16 protein-coding genes are annotated in these 23,375 nt (G+C 50.6%); 11 read left to right on the top strand and 5 right to left on the bottom strand.

Features of this window, described 5'->3' with window-relative positions; translation table 11 throughout:
- From PKI34_00235 to leuS, 3 genes are all read right to left on the bottom strand, one after another.
- The coding region (locus tag PKI34_00235) for an alpha-2-macroglobulin family protein (GenBank protein ID HNS16230.1) at positions 1-6,109 on the bottom strand (6,109 nt) is incomplete at its 3' end.
- A gap of 112 nt (positions 6,110-6,221) precedes the next feature.
- On the bottom strand, positions 6,222-7,028 hold the full coding sequence (locus PKI34_00230) for a DUF3108 domain-containing protein (protein HNS16229.1): 807 nt from the start codon (positions 7,026-7,028) through the stop codon (positions 6,222-6,224).
- 142 nt (positions 7,029-7,170) lie between these two features.
- The gene (gene leuS, locus PKI34_00225) at positions 7,171-9,954 is read right to left on the bottom strand and encodes a leucine--tRNA ligase (protein HNS16228.1); all 2,784 of its coding nucleotides are present in this window, start codon (positions 9,952-9,954) and stop codon (positions 7,171-7,173) included.
- A 124-nt stretch (positions 9,955-10,078) separates the two neighbouring features.
- On the opposite strand from leuS, the gene PKI34_00220 reads away from it, so the two are divergent.
- From PKI34_00220 to ruvC, 7 genes are all read left to right on the top strand, one after another.
- On the top strand, positions 10,079-10,957 hold the full coding sequence (locus PKI34_00220) for a permease-like cell division protein FtsX (protein ID HNS16227.1): 879 nt from the start codon (positions 10,079-10,081) through the stop codon (positions 10,955-10,957).
- 10 nt (positions 10,958-10,967) lie between these two features.
- Positions 10,968-11,252 (top strand): DUF3098 domain-containing protein, encoded by a 285-nt coding sequence (locus PKI34_00215; GenBank protein ID HNS16226.1) that lies wholly within the window; start codon positions 10,968-10,970, stop codon positions 11,250-11,252.
- Positions 11,253-11,280: 28 nt separating this feature from the next.
- On the top strand, positions 11,281-12,066 hold the full coding sequence (locus PKI34_00210) for an undecaprenyl-diphosphate phosphatase (protein HNS16225.1): 786 nt from the start codon (positions 11,281-11,283) through the stop codon (positions 12,064-12,066).
- Between the two features lie 22 nt (positions 12,067-12,088).
- Positions 12,089-12,817 (top strand): tRNA pseudouridine(55) synthase TruB, encoded by a 729-nt coding sequence (truB, locus tag PKI34_00205; GenBank protein HNS16224.1) that lies wholly within the window; start codon positions 12,089-12,091, stop codon positions 12,815-12,817.
- A gap of 113 nt (positions 12,818-12,930) precedes the next feature.
- Complete coding sequence (queA, locus tag PKI34_00200) at positions 12,931-13,986, top strand: tRNA preQ1(34) S-adenosylmethionine ribosyltransferase-isomerase QueA (GenBank protein HNS16223.1); 1,056 nt, start codon at positions 12,931-12,933, stop codon at positions 13,984-13,986.
- A 3-nt stretch (positions 13,987-13,989) separates the two neighbouring features.
- A complete protein-coding gene (locus PKI34_00195; GenBank protein HNS16222.1) occupies positions 13,990-14,679 on the top strand; it encodes a 2-C-methyl-D-erythritol 4-phosphate cytidylyltransferase in 690 nt (229 codons plus the stop codon).
- A 42-nt stretch (positions 14,680-14,721) separates the two neighbouring features.
- A complete protein-coding gene (gene ruvC / locus PKI34_00190) occupies positions 14,722-15,276 on the top strand; it encodes a crossover junction endodeoxyribonuclease RuvC (protein HNS16221.1) in 555 nt (184 codons plus the stop codon).
- Between the two features lie 5 nt (positions 15,277-15,281).
- On the opposite strand, the gene PKI34_00185 is transcribed toward ruvC, so the two are convergent.
- Positions 15,282-16,457, bottom strand: a complete 1,176-nt coding sequence (locus tag PKI34_00185; protein ID HNS16220.1) for a formimidoylglutamase — start codon at positions 16,455-16,457, stop codon at positions 15,282-15,284.
- A gap of 34 nt (positions 16,458-16,491) precedes the next feature.
- Positions 16,492-18,816 (bottom strand): type I DNA topoisomerase, encoded by a 2,325-nt coding sequence (gene topA / locus PKI34_00180; GenBank protein ID HNS16219.1) that lies wholly within the window; start codon positions 18,814-18,816, stop codon positions 16,492-16,494.
- Positions 18,817-18,990: 174 nt separating this feature from the next.
- Here topA and miaB point away from each other — a divergent pair, with 174 nt between their 5' ends.
- From miaB to cysN, 4 genes are all read left to right on the top strand, one after another.
- Positions 18,991-20,331 (top strand): tRNA (N6-isopentenyl adenosine(37)-C2)-methylthiotransferase MiaB, encoded by a 1,341-nt coding sequence (miaB, locus tag PKI34_00175; protein HNS16218.1) that lies wholly within the window; start codon positions 18,991-18,993, stop codon positions 20,329-20,331.
- Between the two features lie 142 nt (positions 20,332-20,473).
- A complete protein-coding gene (cysC, locus tag PKI34_00170; protein HNS16217.1) occupies positions 20,474-21,106 on the top strand; it encodes an adenylyl-sulfate kinase in 633 nt (210 codons plus the stop codon).
- Positions 21,107-21,126: 20 nt separating this feature from the next.
- Entirely contained in the window at positions 21,127-22,032 is a 906-nt protein-coding gene (gene cysD, locus PKI34_00165) for a sulfate adenylyltransferase subunit CysD (protein ID HNS16216.1), read from the top strand.
- Between the two features lie 26 nt (positions 22,033-22,058).
- The gene (gene cysN / locus PKI34_00160; protein ID HNS16215.1) at positions 22,059-23,339 is read left to right on the top strand and encodes a sulfate adenylyltransferase subunit CysN; all 1,281 of its coding nucleotides are present in this window, start codon (positions 22,059-22,061) and stop codon (positions 23,337-23,339) included.
- Positions 23,340-23,375 lie beyond the last annotated feature (36 nt).

Genomic DNA, 23,375 nt, shown 5'->3' with positions numbered 1-23,375 from the left:
AATCGGATATCCGCACACGGAGGCCTTCCGAATGCGAGGCAAACTCCGGCGCATACATGCACTGGACAGTAGTGATGCCATTGGAGAATTCCCCGGCCTGCGACGCCTTTAACGGATATTCAAACACATACGTTCCTTTGGGCAGGTACCCGATGAAGAAATTGGTGGAGGCGTCCCGCGTGCTTTCATAATAGCCCAGCCCGCCCTGGTACCGGTACCCCGAAAGCACATTCACGGGTTCAAACGCCGCGGCACGCATGTCTTTCAAATGTACATACTCCATGTCGCGGTCAACCCGGATCTCGATCCGCACCTTGATCTTATCCCCAACCTTCACTTTCGTTTTATCAGTAACGATGGGTTCCATCACCGGCCCCGACGGGGTATTGCGTTCGATGAAGAGCTGTTTCTCCAGCTTAAGAGGGGTTTCGTGCGGTGTGATCTTATCCAGGTTTTCAAAATACTGCCAGTAAACTGCTCCCCAGGCGATGCCCTCGTCAGACTTGGTGACCGTTATATTCCCCATATCCGGAGTAATTGCGTTCCCTGCCCAGGCGGTCTTGAAGTAACCTGTGCCCGCCTCCACTTTCACGTCATCCATCTGCCGCGGATCCACTTCCGTGCTTCCCAGCTTCACCTGCACCAGCTCATCGCTGGCCAGCAGGTCGGTTCCCCGGAGCAGCAGGGCGTATACTGCCTCAACAGTGGCCTTGGTGGTCTTCCAGTCCTGGGTCTGCTTCTGCTTGAGCAGCCATACCTTCATCTCTTCCACGGAGTTCGGATCGCTGGCAACTTCGTCAAACAGTTCGATCATAAGCGCCTGTGTTTCGATGGGAGCCTGGTGCCAGAAATACCCTTCGTCCTGCCGCCAGTACATCCCCATCTCATCTTTTGTTATGGCTCTCTCTTTGAGTGATTTAACAACGCCTGCAGGTACTTTTGTGTCACCATACCTATGGAGTGCCAGTCCAATCATTCCCTGCATGTAATTGTTCTGTTTCACCCAGTATTTTTTCGCCTGTCCGAGAAAATAATCAAACGCTTCCTTGTTCCTGGAATCCATTTCCACCTTGAAATTAAAGGCATTGAAATAGCTTCGGACGTACAGGTAGTGGATCTGAGTGTAGCTGATATGCTGTTCATCCATCTTGTCCGGATAATATTTCCGGAGTTGTTCATAATCCTCCCTGATGCGTTCGTCAAGGTACAGAACGGCTTTCCTGATCATTTGCCACACCTGGTCATCAGCCACCATATCCTTCACCCTGAGGTTATTCAGGTGCCCGAATCCGGCAACGATATGCTGTGTAATGTACCGGTTGTCATGCATATCCTTAAACCAGGGCCAGCCGCCATTGGGCAGCTGCATCTCCCGGAGTTTCTTCAGGGCCACCTGCTGTTCGGAGGCCATCCGGTTCAGGTCGAAAAGCAATGCGATCCGCTGCTTCCGTTCCGCTTCGTTCTGCGCATTCAGGACCCAGGGGGTTTCTTCCAGGACCAATGCCTTAAGCTCCTGGTTCTTTTCGAGGTTCGACAGCAGGGCATCCGGCGTGAAATTCCTCCACGCATCAAACACACGTTTGATCTTCGGGTTGGAATTGGCGATGTGGTTCGCCAGGGTGTTCGCATAGTAGCGGCTGAAGACCTGCTCGGAACATTCATAGGGGTACTCCATAAGATAGGGCAGTGCCTGAACGGCATACCAGGCCGGGTTGGAGGTATATTCCAGTGTCAGGCGGTGATTCTTCAGCGTCGTTGAGCTCCCGGATTCCAGCAGTTTGGTGAATTCGAATTGTTTGGTCTGCATTCCCCTGACCGGCAGGGGCATCGTCTCGGTCACCAGCATCCGGTTGGTGAGCACCGGTAACGTGGCTTCCTCTCCATCTGAAAAATTGCCCGCCGTTGCGATGACGCGATACGTAAGAGCCTGCATTCCCTCAAAAGGTATCTCCAGCGGCCATTTCACCACCGTACTCTTCCCTGCATCCACCGTGAAGGGAATCTCCTTCAGGTGATCACCCTGAACAATATCCACAGGCTGCATGGTAATGGCATTGAAAATTTCAAGGGAAGTTTTCCCGTTCAAAGGCGTGGAGGAGAGGTTGTTGATTTTGGTACTGAACATCATTTGGTCACCTTCCCTGAAAAAACGTGGTGCGTTGGGAAACACCATCAGGTCCTTCTGCGTGATCAGTTCCTTAGTAACCATCCCGTTCTGCAATTGCTGCGTGTGTGCGAATCCCAGCATCTTCCAGCGGCTGAGCGCCTCGGGGATCGTGAACTGTATGACGACATCGCCGTCCTGATTGGTCTGTAAAGTAGGATAAAAGAAAGCCGTTTCCCGAAATTCCTTCCGGATCTGCAAACTCCCTGCAGGAGCCGGCATCTCTTCGGAGACCGGTGCGGGTGGTACTTCGCCCTTTGCGCTTTCGGTTTCAGCCATGGCTGCGTCCTGCTCCATGGCAACATCCATCATCCCTTCCTCTCGTGCGTTCACGCCCGTGCTTCTGGCTGCCATTCCTTTGAGCATGGGCCGGTAATGTCCTGACCAGGAATCAAACCCGAACCAGTTCAGCGCATCGTACTGCCGGATGATGGGCTGAATATCCACGTAAGGAGCACTGGTGTACGATTCACTGGTGCGCGTTCCAAAGGCATTTTCCACATTCCATCCTACGATGCCGGACAAGGGTTTGAACAGGTCAAAATTCCAGGCGTGAGGCACAAAGGCATCCAGCGAAGCATCATACAGGGTGGCGACCATTTCAGCTGCCACCCTGTCACCTTTCCTGTCGATGATCCTGATCTTCCATTCTTCCTGCTGGCCGGGTAATAATTTGTTCCTGAAGGTTTCAAAGGTGATGGCCAGCTCCTTATTGGTAAAGGGGACCGTTATAAGCTGTTTATCCTGGTAACTGCGGTTGTGCCTGATAAAGGCAGTGAGCACCTGGAAGTTGCCACGATACTCCTCCCGGATGGGGACTTCCCACAGCCGCTGCTGGTCGTTCAAGCGAATCCATTCCCTGGAAACGGTCCGGTTCTCGTGGATCACCTCCCGGATGACCCGTACATTCTTTTCGGCGGTACCCATCACAAGCTGAGCCTTATCACCGGGCTCTCCGGTGGTTTTCAGCGCAGTGTGCCAGTGCAGCATTTCACCGGGGGCCTTCTTATCCTGGGGTGAGAACACCGTAGCGTACTTTTTAACCTCGATCTTCTCGCCAAAAGCATCGGTTGTATTCAGGGCAATCAGGTAGGTCCCGCTCTTCCATCCCCAAAGTCCTTCCAGTACAATCAGTGAATCAGCCGGTGTCCGGATTTCTTTTTCAACAAGGGTGGACTCTTTTGCCCAGGTTTCCTTGTTGTCTTCCTCTTGATAGATATCGTACGGGAAGAGATCATAGAATTCTTTCTGCGACAGAATGAATTTATCCGGACGGGACCATTGTCTCTCCCTGAAGATCCGGCCGGGTTCCTGTAATTTATAAATACCCACCCTGACTGTTGCCGGCTCCGGCTGTCCGTTCAGATTGGTGGTCCGGACGGCAAAAGAGGTGTTCCCGGTCTTGCTGACCTGTGCCGGAACATCGGCATCCACCAGCAAGGCGTTATATCCCACAGCGACCACCGTAAACGATGATTGTGTTTCACCGTTGACATCGGTCACATCCGCATAGATCCTGTAATGAAAGACAGGTTTATGGATCTTTTGAAGACCGGGGTCGGGGACAGCCCTGAAGGTGATCGCAAACTGTCCGGTGTCGCCCGTTATGACCTCGCCATTGGCGATTTCCATTTCAGGGCTGGCAGGGTACCATCCCCGCCACCAGATCGGATAAGGGAAAATGGCAGAACGAACCACCCGGTACTTCACCCGGGCCTGATCCAGGCCCGTGCCTGCATAGGACTTTGCCGCACCGGTCACCGTAACCTGTTCATTAAGCTTATAGACACCCTTCACGGGTTCAAAGACCACCTCAAATTTTGGCCGTTTATATTCCTCGACCTGAACAGCAACTGATCCCGACTCATTGCGGATGGTCATGCGTCCGGTCAGAACGCCCGCGGGAGCTGTAAACGAACCATTGAACGATCCGTATTCATTGGTTATCAGGCTTATCCCGGATATTTTCTGGTTATTGGCATCATAAAAGACAACCTCGCTGGGTTGCTTTTTCAGAATCTCATTGACCTTCCCGTCAGATTCGATCATGATCCCTTTGAAAAACACGGTCTGGCCCGGGCGGTAAATAGCGCGGTCAGTGAAGAAGTAGGTCCTTGGTTTTCTTTCTTTTTCTTTAGAAGACTTGTAATAATGATAAAAATAGGTGTCGGTCATGAACCGGTCATCCGCCTTATGGAAATCCATGATCAGCGACTGTGACCGTTCACCCTTGCCTGCAGCGGGGATTTGAACCAGGCCCTGGGCGTCGGTCACAAACTCCTTCCATACGGTCATCCTGTATTCCCTGGTCTGGTAATCATAATCCCGTCTGTAGGCGGTCACTGCAACGTCAGCAAGGGGTGTCCCTTCATCGCGGTGCAGCACATACACGTCGTACCCCTTTTTATCGGATTCCCTGCTGACATAACTGATATCGGTGATCCAGAGCGCCGTAAAGGCAACCGGTTCGGTTTTGAAGGAAAAATCGGGATTGGGGCTGATGATGAAGATATAATAACCCAGCGGCAGCTCAGGTAAGGCAACTTCCACCGAATGTGACTGGAAGTCACCGTCATCCGGGAGCTTGATATTCCATTCGCGCTCGATGGGTTGTTTGAGGTAGGTGATGAGCGGAGTATCTCCCCGGCCCAGCTCCCGTAATTCTTTATCCTTCTGCGGATCCATCTGAATGATCCTGATATAGGCCGTTGAAGTGTTCCGGTAACGGACCAGCCCGGGGAAAGGGCTGCCGTGGTAGGTGGCATAATCCGTCGTCAGCGAGATCTCCCTGGTTTGAATCCTTTCCAGCAGGGATTTACAGCTTACGGCGCCTTCCGATTCAGGATGGTTCTTGAGGGCATCCAGGCAAAGCTCGCGGGCTTTTTTGATATCCCACTTATGATCGTCCGACTTCAGGGGATCATAGGCAGAGCCTTTTTCATAAAAGGCACTGGCCAGCCGGAAACTGATCTCTGCTGAAGATGGATGGCTTCTGTGGTCATCGAGCATTGTCTGTAAAGCCTGACGATAGAGGCTGTCTTTCAGGTCCATCACACCCTCCTGATGCACAAAATTCAGCCGCTTCAGGTCAACATCGATCAGTGCCTCGGGGGTCTTGTCATTCAGGTGCAGGCGGGCAAGTTCCTGGAACAACCGGATCGCGTGATAGGTTCGGGAAAGAGTGTCTTTAGCAGTAACGTCAAGCCTGGTAAACTCCCTGGCCGGCGCAAAATAGTCAGGTGAATCCAGGGTAAAGCGATAGATGGGTTCGGTCAGGCCGGTCTCTTCATTCATAAAGAAATCCACGGCCCGGTGAGCCAGAAAATCGTACAACGTCGGGCGATATTTTTTGGAATCCTTCTCCGTGACGAGGATCGCATCATAGTCTTTCAGCGGGATCTTCCGGAGGTTTTCCTTTCCTTCGAGGGATGAATCATAGCACAGGTTCACTTCCGATACAAACCTTGTCAAATCCCACGTTTCGACGTCCGGATTTTCAAAATCAACGGTTGGAGTCCGGCTGAGGATCAGATGGCGGTTCATTGAATAATAACGCCAGTAAAGCTCAGCCTGGATGGAATGAAGGATCTGGCGGACCGGAAATTCGGCCTGGTGGATCTCCTCCCGGGTATCAGAGAGGAACATTTTCATGTAATCCTCCTCGAAATCAGAACGGAGGCTCATCTGGTACAGGATGGATTTGACAAATTGCGGCGAATTGTGGGTGGATTGAGCCCTTGCATAGATCTCCCTGACAATTTCAAGTGCTGATTGGGGCAGCCCCTGCCCGACAAGGGAATCCACTTTCATCCATTCTGCAACAAATTCTTCTGCAGGGCGATCCTGCGATGGATGATCCCTGGATGTAATATGTATCATGGTATAACCTGTTAGCACGAAGATGACACCTAAAAGGCTGAGAAGTAAGATGGATCTGGTTTTCATATATGCAATTGATTTCTGGAAAACTTCCTAAGCTTAAAGATGATGAAATCTCCAAAATTCCATAATATGGAAGGTTGGGAAGGCAAAGATAAGGAAACTTTGGTACAGAGTGTTAATCCAGCTTTGCTGTCAGGGGATTGGCCAGGCCCGAAAAATCCTGCAGTTCCACCTTGATTTTTCCGACAAGCACTTTTGACTCAACCCGTACGGGGATACGGTTCGAGTCGTCGGTCACCCACACGGTCATCGGGTAAGGTTCACTGAACACGGGTCCAACAAGCACCATGGGTTTGAATTTCAGGCAGCGGTACGACGTACGGTTCGACTTTATGGTTTCCTTTCCCTGATAAACGACCTGAGAAATATAGACCGAATCATCCAGGAAAAAGTCTAAGGGGAACACATCTCCTTTCTGTGCTGATGAAAAATCAAGCGTACGGGCATAGTAAACAGCAGAAAGGATATCCTGTACGTTGTCGGGAACTGTCCTGGTCGCATAGGTGCCTTTGGCGAGTTTATTTTTACGGTCAAACTCCACGTCGTCGTTCCTTACATAGGATCCTTCCTTGGTGCGACGCAAAAAGTACCAGGGGATCAGGGCCTGCTCGTCAAGATAGGATTCGTACCTGTCACTCACCGTGTAGAACTTCGCCAGCATCCCGCTGGAGCTTCCGACGCCAACGATGTGATACGTATTGCGGGAATCGAATTGTTTGTTTTCTTCGGTGATCTGAAGGGTGGCCGTCCCGGCGACCATCTTGGGCAAGATCCAGGCATCCCAGAAGACTTTGTATTCGAGATGTTCCCCCCGTTCAAATGCAAAATTGTTGACGAATCGGTAGTCCTGGGCACTGGCGTACAAGGCAAGGATACACGGAAATGACACAGACAGAAATATATGAAAGAGGGTTTTCATCATTTGTTGCGGGAATTTGTTGCAGGAGAATCAACAAACATGCCAAAACCTGGAGATGGGATCTGGAGCAATGGAACACAGACGACACGGATAACACGGAATATCACGGAAATTTTCCACGATGATCCGTGTTCTGTCAAGGAAACTAAACAACCAGATTGATAATCTTTCCGGGAACGACGATTACTTTTCTCGGAGTTCTTCCCTCGAGCCACTTCTGTGACCTTTCCTCTCCCAGCACCGTTTTCTCTATTTCGGGAGCGGGCATCTTAACCGGTAAATCCAGCGTAAAGCGCAGTTTCCCGTTGAATGAAACAGCATACGTAGCCAGGTCCTCTTTAAGATAGTCTTCCTTCCAGGCGGGGAAGGCAGCAAAGGAGATGCTTTCCCCGTGTCCGAGCATCTGCCACAACTCTTCCGCCGTGTGGGGCGCATACGGAGACAGAAGCACTGCAAGGTCTTCAAGGATCGACCGTTTGCTGCATTTCAGGTCAGTGAGCTCATTCACGCAGATCATCAGGTTACTTACCACGGTATTGAGAGAAAACCGCAGGATGTCATCCTCCACCTTTTTGATGGTCTTGTGCATTATTTTCAGTTCTGCGGGTGTGGGTGCTTCATCCGACACAGTGAATTCATTATTATCATTATGATAAAGTTTCCACAGTTTTTTCATGAAGCGGAACACTCCTTCGATGCCTTTGGTGTCCCACGGTTTATGGTACTCGATCGGGCCGAGGAACATCTCATAAAGGCGCAGGGTATCGGCGCCGTACTTATCGATCAGTTCATCCGGATTCTGGACATTATGCTTCGACTTCGACATTTTTTCAATTTCCCAGCCGCAGATATACTTGCCGTCCTCAAGGATGAACTCGGCACTGGCAAAATCGGGCTGCCATTTTCTGAAGGCATCGATATCGAGGATGTCGTTATCAACGATATGGATATCAACGTGTTGCTGAATGACATCGTACTCTTTCCGGAGATTGCAGGATACAAAGGTATTGGTGCCTTTGATCCGGTAAACGAAGTTCGACCGTCCCTGGATCTTCCCCTGGTTAATGAGCTTTTTAAAGGGTTCCTGCTCAATGGCCAGTCCGATGTCGCACAAAAACTTGTTCCAGAAACGGGAATAGATCAGGTGGCCGGTGCCGTGTTCATCGCCCCCGACATAGAAGTCCACGTTGCGCCAGTATTCGACAGCTTCCCGGGAGAAGTAGACCTGGTTGTTATGTGGATCCATATACCTGAGGTAATAGCCGCTGGATCCGGCAAATCCGGGCATCGTATTGGTTTCCAGGGGATATCCATCCCTGGTCTTCCAGTTTTGTGCTCTTGCCAGCGGTGGATCACCTGTCTCCGTGGGCTGATAACTATCCACCTCCGGAAGTTCCAGGGGCAGTGCGCTTTCATCCAGGGGAAAGGGAATGTTGTTCTTATAGTAGATCGGAAACGGTTCGCCCCAGTAGCGCTGGCGGCTGAAGATCGCATCGCGGATCCGGAAGTTGATCTTTCCATAGCCCAGATGCTGGTCCTGAAGCCACCGGATCGTGGCAATGATTCCTTCCCTGACGGATAATCCGTCGATAAATCCGGAATGGACCATAAAACCCTCTTTCGAATCGTAAGATTCGTTCCAGGTTTCAGGATCCGAAGGTTGTTCCCCCTCTTTTACGACCACCTGGATGATGGGAAGATGAAAATGGCGGGCAAAGGCAAAGTCGCGGCTGTCGTGACCCGGTACGGCCATAATGGCACCGGTTCCATATCCTGCCAGTACATAATCAGCGATCCAGACCGGGATCCTGGCTCCATTGACAGGATTGATCCCATACGCACCGGTGAATGCACCGGTAATGGTCTTCACTTCTGCGATCCTGTCACGCTCACAGCGATTTCCGGCCCACTGAATGTAGTTCCGGACCTTATCCAGCTGTTCGGCGGTGGTAATCATCTCTGCCAGCTCATGTTCCGGGGCCAGTACCATGAAAGTGGCACCCCAGAGCGTGTCCGGGCGGGTGGTGAACACTTCGAGGACGTGGTCGGATCCGTCGATGCGAAACACGACAGCGGCACCCTCGGAGCGCCCGATCCAGTTGCGCTGGACCTCCTTCAGGGATTCCGGCCAGTCAACCTCTTCCAGTCCATCCAGCAACCGCTGTGCATAGGCGGTGACCCTCAGCGACCATTGTTTCATGAGTTTACGCTCGACCGGGTGTCCGCCCCGTTCGGAAAATCCATCCTTCACTTCATCGTTGGCCAGTACCGTTCCCAGAGGAGGACACCAGTTGACCATGGTATCGTCCAGGTAAGCCAGCCGGTAATTCATCAGGGCCCGTTGCTGCTGCTCAAGGTCCATCGCATTCCATTCCTCTGCCGTGAAATCCATCGGTACGGTGCAGGCTGCATCCAGATCCCTGGTCCCGTTTGTTGCAAAACGGTTTTCCAGCTCCGCGACAGGCTCCGCGCGACAGGTCGCACGATTGTACCAGGATTTGAAAAGCTGAAGAAAGGTCCATTGGGTCCATTTGTAATAAAACGGATCACAGGTACGCACCTCCCGGTCCCAGTCATAGGAAAAACCCAGCTTGTCCAGCTGTTCCCGGTACCGCTGTATATTTTTCCCGGTCGTAATGGCCGGATGGGTGCCTGTCTGTATGGCATATTGTTCGGCCGGTAATCCATAGGCATCGAATCCCATCGGATGCAGCACGTTGAAGCCTTTCAGCCTTTTATAGCGTGCAATGATATCGGAAGCGATGTAGCCAAGAGGATGGCCGACATGCAAACCGGCCCCGGAAGGATACGGGAACATGTCCAGGACATAGTACTTGGGCCTGGAAGGATCGGTATCAGCCTTATAGGTCTTGTTACGATCCCAGTAATGCTGCCATTTCCGTTCTATTTCCCTGAAGTTGTAATCCATGAAACCGGCCTGTTTGATTGGAAAATCCCTGTGAATGCCCATCCGGCCTGCGAAGTTACTAAAAACAGGGGAAACCGTGCCCCGCATCCCAAATTTTTATACCTTAGCTCCCTCAAAAAACAGTATGAGCCTCAGGGAAGAGCACTATAACCGCAGGCGGATCAGATCATCCTACATCACGACACTGGTCAGCATCACGATGGTCTTGTTCATGCTCGGCCTGCTGGGCCTGCTGCTCCTGCAGGCTGACCGGCTCTCCAGGCACGTAAAGGAAAACATCAGCCTGTCGGTGATCATGAACGAGAATGTGAAAGAGGCCAGCATCCTCGAATTTCAGAAAAAACTCGACAGGTCGCCGTTTGTTAAATATACGGAATACATACCAAAGGAAAAAGCGGCGGCTGACCTGAAAGAACAGCTGGGGGAGGATTTCATAACCTTCCTGGGATATAATCCCCTGCTGCCTTCCATTGATGTTCACCTGAAAGCAGCCTACACCAATAACGACAGCATACCCGGGATCGAACTGGCTCTTCTTCAGAACACGGATGTCAGGGAAGTGTTCTATCAAAAATCACTGGTTGACATCGTGAACGCGAATACCCGCAGGTTAACCTACCTGCTGACAGGCATCAGCATATTGCTGCTTCTCATTGCCATAGCGCTGATCAATAATACCATACGGCTTTCCGTTTACGCCAAACGGTTTCTTTTAAGGACCATGCAGCTGGTGGGGGCCACCCAGGGATTCATCCGCAGACCTTTTGTCAGGAAAGGTATTTTGCAGGGACTTATCGGCGGGATCATTGCCTGCTTGCTGCTCCTGCTTGTTGTATGGTGGGCACAGCGTGAAATTCCCGAAATAAAGGCATTGAATGATCTGACCCTGCTCCTGTCAATGATGGGCGGTGTCATCCTGATGGGGATCATCCTGACCTGGATCTCCACCTGGCTCGCGGTCAGAAAATACCTGAACATCAGAACCGACGAACTGTACTATTAAATTCAATCCTATGAATGCGAAAAAGAAATCCCCGGAGCCCATTCAAAAAGCCAGAACACCTGATGTAAAAACAAAGGAGTTTGCATTTGGCAGCAAGAATTACCGCTTACTGATCCTTGGCCTGCTCTTTATCCTGGTGGGATTTCTGCTGATGATTGGAGGAGGTTCGGATGATCCCGCTGTTTTCAATTACAAAATTTTCTCCTTCCGGAGGATCACCCTGGCACCCATCCTGATTCTGGCTGGATTCATCATGGAGATCTTCGCCATCATGCGGAAAACAAAAGAAGACTAAAACCACCATACCATCAATACCGGAAACAATGGATGGACTGACTGCGCTGATCCTGGGCCTGATCCAGGGATTGACCGAGTTTCTTCCGGTGAGCAGCAGCGGGCATCTTGAGCTGGGCAAGGTTCTTTTCGGATTACAGGGATCGGAAAACCTCACTTTTACGGTCGTTGTGCACGGAGCAACGGTACTCAGCACCCTGGTGGTATTTTACAAAGATATCCTTCGTTTGCTGAAAGGTCTGCTGGCCTTCCGCTGGAATCCCGAAATGCAGTTCATGGCTAAAATTTTAATTTCGATGGTCCCCGTGGCCTTTTTGGGATTCTTTTTCCGCGAAGAAGTGGAGGCTTATTTCACCGGCAATACCGTCTTTGTCGGCAGTATGCTGATCATCACCGCCATCCTTCTTGGGCTGACCACGCTGGTGAAACAGGGATTGAAAACGATTCCATTCCTCGACGCAATGATCATCGGTATTGCACAGGCTGTTGCCGTATTGCCGGGTATTTCACGATCCGGAGCCACCATTTCCACCGGACTGCTGCTACGAAACCAAAAAGAGGATGTGACCCGTTTTTCTTTTCTGATGGTCATCATACCTGTCCTGGGGGCCAACTTCATGGATTTGACCGGAGGCAACCTGCAAAACAATGTTGAGGTGGGGAGCGTTCCCCTGCTCATCGGTTTTGTGTCGGCTTTCATCAGCGGACTGATTGCCTGTAAATGGATGGTAGGTCTCGTTAAAAAAGGAAAACTGAAATGGTTCGCCCTGTATTGCCTTGTTATCGGGATCGTGGCCATCATCTGGGGCGGCTGATCGGTACCATGAATCCCTGAGCATGATGAATGAAACATTCTTCCCCCAGAACCAGGAGCTCATCAGCGGACAGCTGCTGTTAATGAACAAACCCTTGGGCTGGACCTCCTTTGACATGGTTGGCTACATCCGCCGGTTACTGCGGGAATACCGCAGTTTTCCGAAAATCAAGATCGGCCATGCGGGTACACTGGATCCGCTGGCCACGGGACTTCTACTCGTCTGTACAGGAAAGCATACCAAGCGAGTCATCGAATTCACGGAGATGGAAAAAGAGTATACCGGCCAGTTCATCCTGGGAGCGACCCGACCTTCCTTTGATAAAGAAACCGAAATCGATCAGACCTATCCTACAGACCATCTTACGGCCGAACAGATCTTCCACGCCGCCAGCCATTTCACAGGTGAGCAGAAGCAGACTCCTCCCGCGTTCTCAGCCACCAAAGTGCAGGGCATCCCTGCCTATCTCTATGCAAGAGATAACCAGCAGGTAGTGATCGAACCCAAAAAGATCACAATCCATCAATTTGAGATCACATCCGTCCAGCTTCCGGAAGTGGCCTTCCGGATCGTGTGCAGCAAGGGAACCTATATACGTGCGCTGGCACGTGACTTCGGCCAACACCTTGCGTGCGGCGCATACCTGGATTCCCTGTGCCGGACAAGGATTGGCCCTTACCTGCTGGAAAATGCCACTGAACCTGGCGAACTGCTGTCACTGCTCCGCAAAGAAAAACAAATCCCTGGCTGATCTACCGGCTCAAATGGGTACAGTTTTTAACTTTCTTATTGATTTTTAACCGAATAATGATTACCTTTGCACCCATTTTATTTATACGATCCAAATAATATTAATATAGACATATGAAATTATCTCAGTTCAGATATCATTTGCCAAAGGAATTGATCGCCGTGAATCCGCCGGAACACCGGGATGAATCAAAGTTGATGGTATTGCACCGGAACACCAAGAAAGTTGAACACCGGGCGTTTAAGGATATTGTGGAGTATTTCGGAGAGGGGGATGTTTTTGTCATCAACAACACGAAAGTTTTTCCGGCTCTTTTGCTGGGTGAAAAAGAAAAAACCGGTGCCAAGATCACGGTCTTTCTTTTGCGTGAACTTAATTCCGAGTCGAGGTTATGGGATGTGCTGGTTGATCCCGCGCGCAAGATACGCATTGGGAATAAGCTTTATTTCGGGGAGGATGATGCACTGGTGGCAGAGGTCATCGACAATACGACTTCCCGTGGCCGGACACTGCGTTTTTTGTTTGACGGGCCTTATGAGGAGTTTAAAAAAACAATCCAGTCGCTGGGAAAGACACCTCTTCCCGAAGAGCTTCAAAAGATCCGGGAGATCCTGCCTGAGGACCAGGAGTGGTACCAGACCATTTATGCCAAGGCAGAAGGGGCTGTTGCCGCTCCCACCGCCGGACTTCACTTCAGCCGCGAACTTATGAAGCGGCTCGAGCTACGGGGCGTGTCTTTCGCAGAAATCACCCTGCATGCAGGTGTTGGAAATTTCAGGGAAATCGATGTCGAGGACCTGACAAAACACAAGACCGATTCGGAAGAAGTATTCATCAGCGATGAAACAGCCAATGCCGTCAACCGTGCCAAAGAAGGAAAACATTACGTCTGCGCCGTCGGGACAACGACCATGAAAGCGCTGGAGTCGTCGGTTTCCATTGCCTGTTACCTCAAACCCTTCAACGGCTGGTCCAACAGATTCATTTTTCCCCCATACGAATTCAGCATTGCGAATGCCATGATCACCAACTTCCACATGCCCATGTCACCCATGCTGATGCAGGTGACTGCATTCGGAGGCTATGATTTTGTGATGGACGCTTACAAAGAGGCCATCAAGAACAATTACCTGTTCTTCACTTACGGGGATGCCATGCTTATCATCTGATTGGTGAATCCCGACCTTAAATATGCCGTGATTGCCGCCGGGGGAGAAGGTGCACGGATGAATAGCCGCATCCCAAAACAATTTCTGCATATCGGGGGACAACCCATGCTGATGCATGCGATCAACGCTTTTAGGCTAGCCATCCCCTCCATTCAATTGGTCGTCGTCCTGCCTCCGGCACAGATTCCCGAATGGAAATCACTGATCAGCTCATTACGGTTCGATATACCTCATCAAATGGTTGAAGGTGGTACCTTGCGTTTTTATTCCGTCCGGCATGGCCTGGAAAGGGTACCTGGTGATAGTCTGGTAGCCATACACGACGGTGCACGCCCTGTCATCTCCTCCCAGCTGATCCGTAACTGCTTTCTGAGTGCACAGGAATACGGCAGCGCCATACCCTTTATCCGGCCGGTGGAAACGGTCAGGATAACGCAAGAAGGTATCCACAGGCCCATCCCCCGTGAAAACATCCGTATCATTCAAACTCCCCAGGTATTCCGGGCAGATCTGATCAAAAAGGCCTACCAGCAGCCCTTCAGTGAATCGTTTACCGACGATTCAACCGTTCTTGAGACGGCAGGCCACCCGATCCACCTGATCGAAGGGGATCCCCGCAACATAAAGATCACCCATCCCGGGGATCTGATCATCGCGGAAGCCCTGATAAAACAGTTGAAAGCTGAGGGTTGACGGTGATTAAAAACCGTTTATTTTTGCAGAAATGAACTGCTTTTGATGACCGACCGTATCATACTGGGAATTGATCCCGGCACGACCATCATGGGGTACGGTCTGATCCACGACCACGGGTCATCCATGGAACTGATCGCCCTGGGGGTCATCAAGCTGGATAAGATGCAGGATCATCTCTCCCGCCTTCAGCGTATCTTCGAAAGGACACTTTACCTGATCGATGAATACAAACCGGATGAAATGGCGATTGAAGCTCCCTTTTACGGAAAGAATGTCCAGTCGATGCTCAAGCTCGGAAGAGCCCAGGGGGTGGCCATGGCTGCGGCTCTCTATCGTTCGGTACCCATCACCGAATATTCCCCGAGGAAGATCAAGCAGTCCATTACCGGTAAGGGAAGTGCAACGAAAGAACAGGTGGCTTCGTTGCTGACCATTCTGCTTTCGCTGAAGGAAGCACCTCAATACCTGGATGCCACCGATGGACTGGCTGCGGCTGTGTGTCATTATTTGCAGAAAAATCCTGGTCTCTCGGGAGGAAAGCATACCAGCTGGAAAACATTCATCTCGGATAATCCTGACAGGATCACAGGCTGACAGGATCACATCAGCTTCTGATAGGCCTGCCACCAGCGGTCAGGAATATCATTTTCACAAGCAGTCTGATAATCTTTATAGGAACAGGGCACCAGGTAATGCCTGGCGTATTTTACCTGCATGTCGGGAGGGCAATTCACTTCCATCCACCAGCGGTCGCTGCGCTTACTTTTATAAAAAATGATTTCATCTCCCTGGCCTTCAATACGAACCATATACTTAACGTACTGATCCTTGTCCTTGTAGGGAAACTCATGGAACCGGCCAAGGTATCCGTCAATGAAATACCAGACCATCTGGGCGGCCAGATGAGCAGTCTGTTCATGGGAGTCGTAGGTTGGGTTGACCTCGTAGATCCCCAGGGAGGTCAGTTTGTCACTTAATCCGGCATAACGCATGATCTGGCAGATCTCCTCCCCGTAAAAACCATTGGGAGAGGTGTGGGCACACCCCGGAGCATCGGAGTACCGAATGGATGAGATATCAACGCTCAACAGATCCGCATTTCTAACCAGGGGCTCTGCCTGCTGAAGGTCAGCCCTGATCTCGCCAAGACGGTACACGTCAAAAAACAGGTTCTTCATCAGCCTGATGGCATCCTGATCAACAAAATAGGTCTGATACCCCATGTTGGTCAGGTTAAACAGAAAATTCGGCTTGTGCAGGATGATCTTGCTGATATAGGAACGTGAATCGAATGCATCTTCAGAGCTGCCGATATCAAATTCTTTGTCAATGGTCACAATGTTCACGATCTGACCCAGGCTTTCATACGCAGTATAGTTGGCATAGGTAAGGTCCTGGCTGCCGCCGAGAATGACGGGGATGATGTTCCGTTTCACCAGTTCAGCCACAACCGCATTCAGGGCGAAGAATGTATCATCGATACCGAAACCCTGTTTGATGTTCCCCAGATCAAGCAAGTGCAGGTTTGGATCTGCAGCATAGAGGTTGTACAGTTTCTCCCGTATGGAGTCAGGAGCCATTCCGCAGCCCTTGTTGTCAGGTGCCTGCCTGTCTTCATTGACACCCAGCAGGGCGATGCCGGGTTCGAACAGTTCAGGAAAGCAGCCCGACTCGTCGAAGGCACGGATGATGTCACCCATCTTTCCGCGATTGGGATTGATGGCATCCATAAAATCCTGACGGAGAACCGGTTCAAAATAGATTGATATATCCATAAGGAAGGTTTATTCGGTAGGATCCCCGCGATCCCTATTTCCTTTTCCCTGACTTCTTTCTGGACCGGGATGCCGGCGTGGTTTGTGCAATCATCAGACAGTCCTCCCTGGTAAGCTTGCCCGGATCTTTTTCCTTTGGAATTTTATAATTATCCTTACCGATGGAAATGTATGGACCATAGCGGCCTTTGATGATTCGCACAGGTGGATCACCTTCGTAGTCGCTGATAATCTTTTCTTTCTCTTCCACCCGCTTAAGCTCAATGATCTCCATTGCACGCTCCAACAGTATGGTATAGGGATCATCCGTTCTTTCCAGCGAATAATAACTGGTTTTGTGTCTGATGTAAGGGCCAAACCTTCCCAGCCCGACCGAAACCTCACTGTCCTCAAACGTACCGAGTTCCCGGGGAAGCTTAAATAACGACAGAGCCTCCTGCAGGGTCAGGGTCTCCATGCTCTGCTCTTTCTTCAGCCGTGAAAATTTAGGTTTTACCGAATTATCCGTTTCACCCAGCTGGGCAATCGGACCATATTTTCCCAGTTTCACATAGACATTTTTGCCCGTCACCGGATCCGTTCCCAGAAGTTTTTCCCCTTTCGCCTTTTCGCTGCTGTTCAGCGTGGTTTCGACCTGTTGGTGGAATGGGCCATAGAACTTTTTGATCATTTCGTTCCACACTTTCCTGCCCTGTGCAATTTCGTCGAAATCCTTTTCCACCCTTGCCGTAAAATGGTAATCCATGATATTCATGAAATGCCTGACCAGAAAGCTGTTGACCAGAATCCCAATGTCGGTAGGGATCAGTTTGCCCTTGGTAAAGCCGAATTTCTCTTTCTTTATCTCTTCATGGAAATTCCCGTTTTTCAGGATGATCACCTCATAATTTCTCCACTCCCCTGTCTTATCTCCTTTTTCAACATATTCACGTTTCTGGATGGTAGAAATGATGGGGGCATAGGTTGAGGGCCTTCCGATGCCAAGTTCTTCAAGTTTTTTCACCAGTGTGGCCTCAGAATAACGGGAGGGAGGTTGCGCATACTTCTGGGTGGCGGCTAAGTCTTTAAGAAACAGTTCCTGACCTATCGTCACAGGAGGGAGCACACTGCCCTGATCCTCTGCATTCTCATCATCCTGTGACTCATGGTAAACCTTCAGGAAGCCATCAAAGCGGACGACCTCGCCTTTGGCAACGAATTTTTCGGAAGTTGTGGAAATGTCGATGGTGATGAGCGTTTTTTCGACCTGGGCTTCGCTCATCTGGGAGGCGATAGTCCGTTTCCAGATCAGTTCGTAAAGTTTTTTCTCCGTGGCGTCTCCTTCAACGGAGGGTTGATCCAGGTAGGTAGGACGGATCGCTTCGTGGGCTTCCTGTGCACCCTTGGTCCGGGTTGTGTACTGTCGGGTTTTGACGTATTCCTTACCATAGGTGGAGGTGATCACATCACGTGCAGCGGCAAGTGCCAGGGAGGAGAGGTTCACTGAATCGGTACGCATATAGGTGATCTTGCCTGCTTCATAAAGTTGCTGGGCGATGCGCATGGTACTTGCCACCGGGAGTCCTAGTTTACGGCTGGATTCCTGCTGGAGGGTGGAGGTTGTAAAAGGGGGAGCCGGTGATTTCGTATACGGTTTGGTTTCGATATCCCCGATCCGGAACGTGGCATTTTTGCATTTTTCAAGGAACCCGACAGCTTCCTGTCTGGTATCAAAACGCTGTGGCAGTTCAGCCTGGAGCACGACTCTTCCCTGCAGGGTCTCCACATCAAAGTGAGCGGTGATCTTATAGGATGCGGTAACCTTAAAGGCTTTGATCTCTTCTTCCCTCTCCACGATCAGCCTGACGGCAACCGACTGCACCCTCCCGGCAGACAGGGCGGGCTTCACTTTTTTCCACAGGATCGGGGAGAGCTCAAAGCCGACCAGGCGGTCAAGCACACGGCGCGCCTGCTGGGCATCCACCAGGTTCATGTCGATGCTACGGGGGTTGCTGATGGCTTCCGCAATGGCCGTCCGGGTGATTTCATGGAAGGCGATCCGCTTGACTTTCTCCTCCTCCAGATGCAACGCCTCCACAAGGTGCCATGAAATGGCTTCCCCTTCCCTGTCCTCATCGGAAGCAAGCCAGACTACTTCAGCCTCCTTTGCGAGTTTCTTCAGCTCAGCAACAACCCTGACCTTATCGGGAGTTATCTCATAATACGGAATAAAATCCTTTTCAATGTTGACACTCAGGTTTTTCTTGGGTAAATCCCTCACATGACCAAAGCTCGACTTCACCAGAAAGTCTTTTCCAAGAAAACCACCAATCGTTTTAGCTTTTGCAGGAGATTCAACAATGACAAGATTTTTAGTCATCCTTCTGGTATTTGTTTTTAAAAAACGTGGCAAAATTATAACTTTTATTGATTAATCCGGAAATGCGAATTTTGTGACCCTTTCATCAAGAAAAACTTTAGAATATATTTGTTATTTTTGCAATTCTTTTTTTAAGCTATTGATTTCTAATTATATCCAAAACCAAGGATCAGAGTGCCGGAAATAAAAAAACTCTACATTGAGACCTTTGGGTGCCAGATGAACTTCTCGGACAGTGAGATTGTGGGATCCCTGATGCTTAGCCACGGATATGAAATGACCAACGGACCGGACAGGGCTGATGTGATCTTCATCAACACCTGTTCCGTCAGGGAGCATGCTGAACAAAGGGTGAGAAGGCGGTTGAAGGAGCTCAGCATCCTGAAAAAGAAAAGACCGTCACTGATCATCGGGCTGCTGGGTTGTATGGCGGAGCGGCTCAAAGAGACTTTACTGGAAGAGGAATCCCTGATTGACCTGCTGATCGGTCCGGATGCATACCGGCACATCCCGGATTTGCTTTCAACGGTGGAAAGCGGTCAGCGGGCGGTGGATGTACTGCTGTCGGAAGAAGAGACCTACGCGGATATCCGGCCGGTAAGGCTGGGCAGCAACGGGGTAAGTGCATTTATTTCGATCATGAGGGGCTGCGAAAATTTTTGCTCCTACTGTGTGGTGCCGTATACGCGGGGTAAGGAGCGAAGCCGCGACCCGGGATCCATTATCCGGGAAGCCACCGGTCTGGTTGAACAGGGATACCGGGAAGTCACCCTGCTTGGTCAAAATGTAAATTCCTACACCTGGAATGAGCAAGGAAAACTAGTGGATTTTTCAGGCCTCCTGGGAAGGATGGCCGGAATTGATCCTTTGCTTCGTGTCAGGTTTGCCACATCCCATCCCAAAGACCTTTCGGATGAATTGATCACCGTCATTGCCTCCTATCCGAACATCTGCAGGTCGGTTCACCTGCCGGTCCAGTCAGGTAGCGACCACATGCTGAACCGAATGAACCGGAAATATACACGGGAGTGGTATATGGACCGGATCAGGGCGATCAGGCAACATATTCCCGACTGTACAATTTCAACGGACATCATTGCCGGCTTCTGCGGCGAAACGGAGGAAGACCATCTGGAAACCCTTTCCATCATGACGGAGGCGGCGTTCGACTTTGCCTATATGTTCCGCTACTCCGAACGGTCTGGCACCATCGCGGCCAAAAAATATAACGATGATGTTCCCGGCGATGTCAAAAGCCGGCGCCTGGACGAAATCATCCGGCTCCAGCAAACACTCTCGCTCCAAAGCAATGAAAAAGACATCGGGAAAATAGCCGAAGTACTGGTGGAAGGACGGTCACGGAAGTCACAACACCACCTTTCGGGCCGGAACAGTCAGAATAAAGTCGTTGTGTTCCCTGCCCGTGATTTCAAGCCCGGGGAATATATCAACGTGCGCATAACCGGGTGCACCTCTGCTACCCTGACGGGCGAAGCATCAGCGGATCGGACATAGCCGGCCAAAAAAAGGGGCCGCTTCAGCAGGGAATGTCGGGCCCGGATGATTAATCCCTTTTGGAAAAGAAAAATCACTATTTTTGCAACCCTGCCTGAGAATTAGGGCAATGGTAACGGTTGCAGACATCATGGTCGGAGATATGAAGAAAACAAGGGAAAACACCCTGGAGGATACCAGGAGGGTATATCCGGAATTCCACAAGATCATTCAGCGATCCGATAAAGAAAGGTTCCTTAAACAACGGTCAAGGGTTCTCTGGCTTACCGGGCTGTCAGGCTCCGGGAAGACCACCCTTGGAAGTTACCTGGAAAAGGAGCTTTTCTCGATGGGGTACATGACACAGATGCTCGACGGAGATAACATCCGCAGCGGTATCAACTGCAATTTGTCCTTTACCGGTGAAGACCGCCGTGAGAACATTCGCAGAATTGCTGAGGTGTCGAAGCTTTTTTTAAACTGCGGAATCATTGTGATCAGCTGCTTCATTTCCCCCACCAACGAGATCAGGGCAATGGCCAAAAAAATCATCGGTCCCGGGGATTTCCTGGAGGTCTATGTCAATGCCCCGCTGGAGATCTGTGAACAAAGGGATGTAAAAGGATTGTACAAGCTGGCCAGGAACGGAAAGATCAGGGACTTTACAGGAATAGACTCCCCGTTTGAGGCACCGCTGAACTGCAACCTTGAAATACGAACCGATCAGCTGACCGTGGAAGAATCAGTACAACAGCTGCTGAACTTTGTTCTCCCACAGATCAGGAATGGTCGTTAATGGATTGACAGGATCAACAAATGAAGAAATACCATTTAAATCACCTCCGGGAGCTTGAATCTGAGTCCATCTGTGTCATGCGGGAGGTGGCAGCTCAGTTTGAGCGTCCGTGCCTTCTCTTTTCAGGGGGAAAAGACTCGATCGTACTGGTCCATCTGGCCCTCAAAGCATTTCATCCATCCCTGATTCCTTTTCCGCTGTTGCACATTGACACAGGGCACAATTTTCAGGAAGCCCTGGATTTCAGGGATGACCTGGCAAAAAAAATCGGGGCGCGACTGGTGGTGGGCTCCGTCCAGGAATCGATCGACAAGGGCCGTGTTGTGGAAGAGACAGGGTACAGTGCCAGCCGGAACGTACTTCAAACCACCACCCTGCTCGATACGATTGCCGAATATAAATTCGATGCCGCCATTGGCGGCGGGCGCCGTGACGAAGAAAAAGCCCGCGCGAAAGAACGGTTTTTCTCCCACCGCGATGAATTCGGGCAATGGGATCCGAAAAACCAACGACCGGAACTGTGGAACATCTTTAACGGCAAAAAACGCCTCGGGGAACATTTCAGGGTGTTTCCCATCAGCAACTGGACGGAAATGGATATCTGGCAGTATATCTATATGGAGAACATCGAACTGCCGGATCTTTACTACACCCATACCCGGGAAGTGTTCAACCGCGACGGCGTATGGCTTGCCTATGCACCGTTCATGAAACTCAAACCCAACGAAAAAGTGGAGGTCAAAACCGTCAGATGCCGCACGGTGGGGGATATCACCTGCACGGGCCTGAGCCTGTCAACGGCAAACACACTGGAGGACATCATCCGGGAGATTGCGGCCACCCGTGTAACCGAACGCGGGAGTCGGTATGATGACCTTCGTTCGGAGGCGGCAATGGAAGACCGTAAACGCGAAGGGTATTTTTAACTGAAGACCGTAAACTTGACGATTGAATGGAAGAAAAATTCTCGAGCAAAGGTTACCTTGACATGCAGCTGCTGCGCTTTACCACCGCAGGCAGTGTCGACGACGGCAAAAGTACCCTGATTGGAAGGCTTCTCTACGACAGCAAATCCATCTTCGAGGATCAGCTGGAAGCTGTAAAACGAGCCAGCATCCGCCGTGGAAATGAACGGGTAGATCTTGCACTGCTCACCGATGGTCTGCGGGCGGAAAGGGAGCAGGGAATCACCATAGATGTCGCCTACCGCTATTTCGCCACGCCAAAACGTAAGTTCATCATCGCCGATACCCCCGGCCACGTGCAATATACCCGCAATATGGTGACCGGAGCCTCCACCGCAAACGCCGCCATCATCCTCATCGATGCCCGCAACGGGGTGACCGAGCAAACATTCCGGCATTCCTACATCGCTTCCCTGCTCGAAATCCAGCACCTGATCATCTGCATTAACAAAATGGACCTGGTGGAGTTCAAACAGGAAGTGTACGAAAACATTAAAAATGAATTCATTGAGTTTTCCAAAAAACTCGAACCCCGTGACATCCGCTTTGTGCCCCTGAGCGCCCTGCTCGGTGATAATGTCGTGGAACCTTCCGCCCATATGGACTGGTATGAAGGAGGGACCCTGATGCATACCCTCGAAACCATTGACATTGCAAGTGATTACAACATGACCGACCCCCGTTTTCCCGTTCAGTATGTGATCCGGCCCCAGTCAGACGATCATCCCGATTACAGGGGATATGCTGGCAGGGTGGACGGAGGGATCTTCCGTAAAGGAGATAAAATTATGGTCCTGCCTCAACAACAAATCACAACGATCGAGTCGATCGACTTCTATGACAAGGAGTTAGACGCGGCCTACCCGCCGATGTCCGTGACCATGCGCATCAAGGATGATATCGATATCAGCCGGGGCGACCTGTTTGCCCGGGAAGATAATTTACCTTCCATTACCCAGGATATCAATGCAATGGTTTGCTGGATGAGTGAACGGCCACTGCAACTCAACGGTAAGTACGCTGTGAAACATACAACCAAAGATGTCAGGTGTATCGTAAAAAATGTTCTTTATAAGGTCAATGTCAATAATCTGAGTAAAAACCATGAAGATAAAAATTTGACATTGAACGAAATTGCCTGCGTATCCCTGCGTACTACACAGCCTTTGCTGATCGACCCGTATAAACGAAACAGAAAAACCGGATCGCTGATCCTGATCGATGAAGGCACCAATAACACGGTGGGCGTGGGAATGGTGACGGATTAAAATCAAATAGCAAAGATCAAAAAGTAAAAAGCAGAA

This window comes from Bacteroidales bacterium (genome assembly GCA_035342335.1).
In the GTDB taxonomy this organism is placed as follows: domain Bacteria; phylum Bacteroidota; class Bacteroidia; order Bacteroidales; family JAGONC01; genus JAGONC01.
Note: the sequence above shows the minus strand (reverse complement) of the source record. Positions and strands in the feature narration are given on the sequence as shown.

Bases quoted from the DNA above. Each gene is read 5' to 3' on its own strand.
- PKI34_00215 (HNS16226.1), top strand. From the start codon at position 10,968: ATGAATGCGAAAAAGAAATCCCCGGAGCCCATTCAAAAAGCCAGAACA.
- PKI34_00185 (HNS16220.1), bottom strand. From the start codon at position 16,457: ATGGATATATCAATCTATTTTGAACCGGTTCTCCGTCAGGATTTTATG.
- cysN (HNS16215.1), top strand. From the start codon at position 22,059: ATGGAAGAAAAATTCTCGAGCAAAGGTTACCTTGACATGCAGCTGCTG.
- PKI34_00230 (HNS16229.1), bottom strand. From the start codon at position 7,028: ATGATGAAAACCCTCTTTCATATATTTCTGTCTGTGTCATTTCCGTGT.
- truB (HNS16224.1), top strand. From the start codon at position 12,089: ATGATGAATGAAACATTCTTCCCCCAGAACCAGGAGCTCATCAGCGGA.
- cysD (HNS16216.1), top strand. From the start codon at position 21,127: ATGAAGAAATACCATTTAAATCACCTCCGGGAGCTTGAATCTGAGTCC.
- leuS (HNS16228.1), bottom strand. From the start codon at position 9,954: ATGGATTACAACTTCAGGGAAATAGAACGGAAATGGCAGCATTACTGG.
- topA (HNS16219.1), bottom strand. From the start codon at position 18,816: ATGACTAAAAATCTTGTCATTGTTGAATCTCCTGCAAAAGCTAAAACG.
- queA (HNS16223.1), top strand. From the start codon at position 12,931: ATGAAATTATCTCAGTTCAGATATCATTTGCCAAAGGAATTGATCGCC.
- PKI34_00220 (HNS16227.1), top strand. From the start codon at position 10,079: ATGAGCCTCAGGGAAGAGCACTATAACCGCAGGCGGATCAGATCATCC.
- cysC (HNS16217.1), top strand. From the start codon at position 20,474: ATGAAGAAAACAAGGGAAAACACCCTGGAGGATACCAGGAGGGTATAT.
- PKI34_00210 (HNS16225.1), top strand. From the start codon at position 11,281: ATGGATGGACTGACTGCGCTGATCCTGGGCCTGATCCAGGGATTGACC.